Below are 3006 nucleotides of genomic sequence, written 5' to 3'. Positions count from 1 at the left end.
GGCGCCGCCGCCCGAGCGTGGGCTCGGGCGCTACACGGTGTCACGCGCCACGACGCTTGTAGAGCCGAGCCCATGCTCGGCTGCGTCCGCCAGGGATGCGTGCAGATGAAACCATTTTTGCATCGCAGCACGCTGCCCGTTCTGGTTTAGGCTTGGGGTCTGGATCCGTTGACCGAGGCCTGTGCGTCGCCGATGAACGAGTACCGCAGCAGCATCGAGTTTGCTTCCCCCGATCTTCCGCTTCGCGATGACGTGCGCCGACTCGGCGCACTGGTCGGTGACCTGCTGGTCGAGCAGGTATCGGCGGCCTTCCTCGACGAGGTCGAGGACGTGCGCACCCGCGCCATCGCCCGTCGCGAGAACCAGGCGCCGCTGTCGGAGCTGGCCGAAGGGCTGGCCGGGCGCACGCCGCAGCAGGCCGAGACCATGGTGCGGGCGTTCAGCACCTACTTCCAGGTGGTCAACATCGCCGAGCGCGTGCATCGCATCCGCCGCCGCCGTGACTACCAGCGTGCCGGTACCGCAGGGGCGCAGCCCGACGGCCTGCAGGATGCGCTGCAGCACCTGAAGGCGCAGGGCGTGGGCCTGGACGAGCTGGCGCAGTGGCTGCCGCGCATCGACATCGAACCGGTGTTTACCGCGCACCCGACCGAAGCGGTGCGCCGCGCGCTGCTGGAGAAAGAGCAGCTGATGGTGGCCAGCCTGGTCGACAACCTCGACGGCCAGCGCACGCCGGGGGAAGCGGCCGCCGATGCTGCGCGCTTCCGCATGGCGCTGACCGCGTCGTGGCAGACCACCGATTCCTCGCCGGTGCGGCCCACCGTCGATGACGAGCGCGAGCACGTCGGCTTCTATCTGGTGCAGGTGCTGTACCGCGTGATTCCCGTGCTGTACGAATCGCTGCAGCAGGCGCTGCGCGATACCTATGGTGAAGAGCTGCCACTGCCGCGCCTGCTGCGCTTCGGTACGTGGGTGGGCGGGGACATGGACGGCAACCCGAACGTGGATGCCCACACCATCCGCACTACGCTGGATGCGCAGCGGCAGGCGGTACTGGCGCGCTATCAGAAGGAACTGCTGCAGCTGGCCAGCCTGCTCAGCCAGTCCACCGAGCGGGTGGGCGTGAGCGATGCGCTGCAGGCGCGCGTGGCGCACTACCAGCAGCTGCTGCCGCAGGTACAGTCGCGCCCGCGCCATGCCGACATGCCCTACCGCCTGCTCAACGATCGCATGCGCGCGCGCCTGCAGGCCACGCTGGAAGACGGCGAGGGCGCTTACGCCGGCCCGGATGAACTGATCGACGACCTGCAGCTGATCCTCGACAGTTTGCGCGCCAATCGCGGCGAACACGCTGGCGGCTTCGCCGTGCAGCGGCTGTTGTGGCGGGTGAAGACGTTCGGCTTCCATCTGGCGCGGTTGGACGTGCGTCAGGAATCGAGCGTGCATGCGCGCGCGCTGGCGGCGGTGCTGGGCGGCGACCCGGCGTGGGAGGGCCTGGATGCCTTGGGCCGCGCGCGCCTGCTGGCACCGCATGCTAGTGGCGAGGTGCCGTTGCCGAAAGGCGACGACGAAGGCAACCGGCGGCTGGACGCCGTGTTCGCTGCATTGGCCGATGCCCGTGCGCGGCATGGCGGCGATGCACTGGGCAGTTACATCATTTCGATGGCGCACGACCGCAGCGACGTGCTGGCGGTGCTGGCGCTGGCGCGGCGTGGTGGCCTGGTCGATGCCGATGGCGGCGTGCCGCTCGATATCACGCCGCTGTTTGAAACTGTGGACGACCTAAAGCGCGGCACCGCCACGCTGCGCGACCTGCTGGAGGATCCGGTGTACCGCGCGCACCTGCGTGCACGCGATGATGTTCAGATGGTGATGCTGGGCTATTCGGACAGCAGCAAGGATGGTGGCATTGCTGCTTCGCGTTGGGGCCTTCAGCGCGCGCAGGTGGAACTGCTGGAGGTGGCGGCCGAGGCCGGCATCCGCCTGACCTTCTTCCATGGCCGGGGCGGCTCGATCAGCCGTGGTGGTGGCAAGACCACCCACGCCGTGGATGCGTCGCCACGCGGCAGCATCGATGGCCGCCTGCGGGTGACCGAGCAGGGCGAGGTGATCCATCGCAAGTACGGCATCCGCGCGCTGGCCCTGCGCTCGCTGGAGCAGGCTACCGGTGCAGTGCTGCGCGCCAGCCTGCGCCCGCGTGCCGCCGAACCGCGCGAGGATGCGTGGCGGCCGGTGATGGAGGCGGTGGCTGCGGCCAGCAGCGAGGTGTATCGCGGGTTCGTTGGCCAGGCCGGTTTCATGGATTATTTCCGTACCGCCACGCCGATCGACGTGATCGAGCGGATGACGCTGGGCTCGCGGCCGTCGCGCCGGCTCGGCCAGGACGCAGCGCTGGGCAACCTGCGTGCGATTCCCTGGGTGTTCGCCTGGAGCCAGGCGCGTGCGGTGATTCCCGGCTGGTACGGCGTGGGCAGTGGCCTGCAGGCCGCGGTCGATGCCGGCCACGAACAGACCCTGCGCGATATGGCGCGGGACTGGCCGTTCTTCCGTACCTTCCTGGATGACATCGCGATGGTGCTGTCCAAGGGCGATATCACCATCGCCGAGCAGTTCTCGCTGTTGTCGGGTGAACTGCACGGGCGCTTCTTCCCGCAGGTGCAGCGCGAACTGGAGCTCACCCGGCGCTGGCTGCTGGCGTTGATGGACCAGAAGACGCTGCTGGACCACGACGCGCGGCTGGCGCTGTCGATCCGCCTGCGCAATCCCTACGTCGATCCGATCAGCGTGCTGCAGGTGGAACTGCTGCAGCGCTGGCGGGCCAGCGGGCGCGAGGATGACGATCTGCTGCGCGCGCTGGTGGCGTGTGTGAACGGCGTTTCGCAGGGTGTGCAGAACACCGGTTGATCCGCATCCACCGGGCATGGCCCGGCGAATTCGAAAGGGTAGTGCCGGCCGCTGGCCGGCAACCTCATGATGTTTGGCAGCACGCGCGAGGTTGCCGGCCAG

At 68.7% G+C, this 3006-nt stretch carries 1 protein-coding gene; it reads left to right on the top strand.

Annotation, left to right across the window (positions count from 1 at the left end; translation table 11 throughout):
• The first annotated feature begins 192 nt into the window (after positions 1–192).
• Complete coding sequence (gene ppc / locus ABGA94_RS21895; RefSeq protein ID WP_375368088.1) at positions 193–2904, top strand: phosphoenolpyruvate carboxylase; 2712 nt, start codon at positions 193–195, stop codon at positions 2902–2904.
• Positions 2905–3006 lie beyond the last annotated feature (102 nt).

It is taken from the genome of Stenotrophomonas sp. 3diitr2024 (genome assembly GCF_042136455.1).
GTDB classification, from domain to species: Bacteria; Pseudomonadota; Gammaproteobacteria; order Xanthomonadales; family Xanthomonadaceae; genus Stenotrophomonas; species Stenotrophomonas sepilia.
Note: the sequence above shows the minus strand (reverse complement) of the source record. Positions and strands in the feature narration are given on the sequence as shown.

Excerpts from the sequence above, each read along its gene's own strand:
- ppc (WP_375368088.1), top strand. The coding sequence starts at position 193 with ATGAACGAGTACCGCAGCAGCATCGAGTTTGCTTCCCCCGATCTTCCG.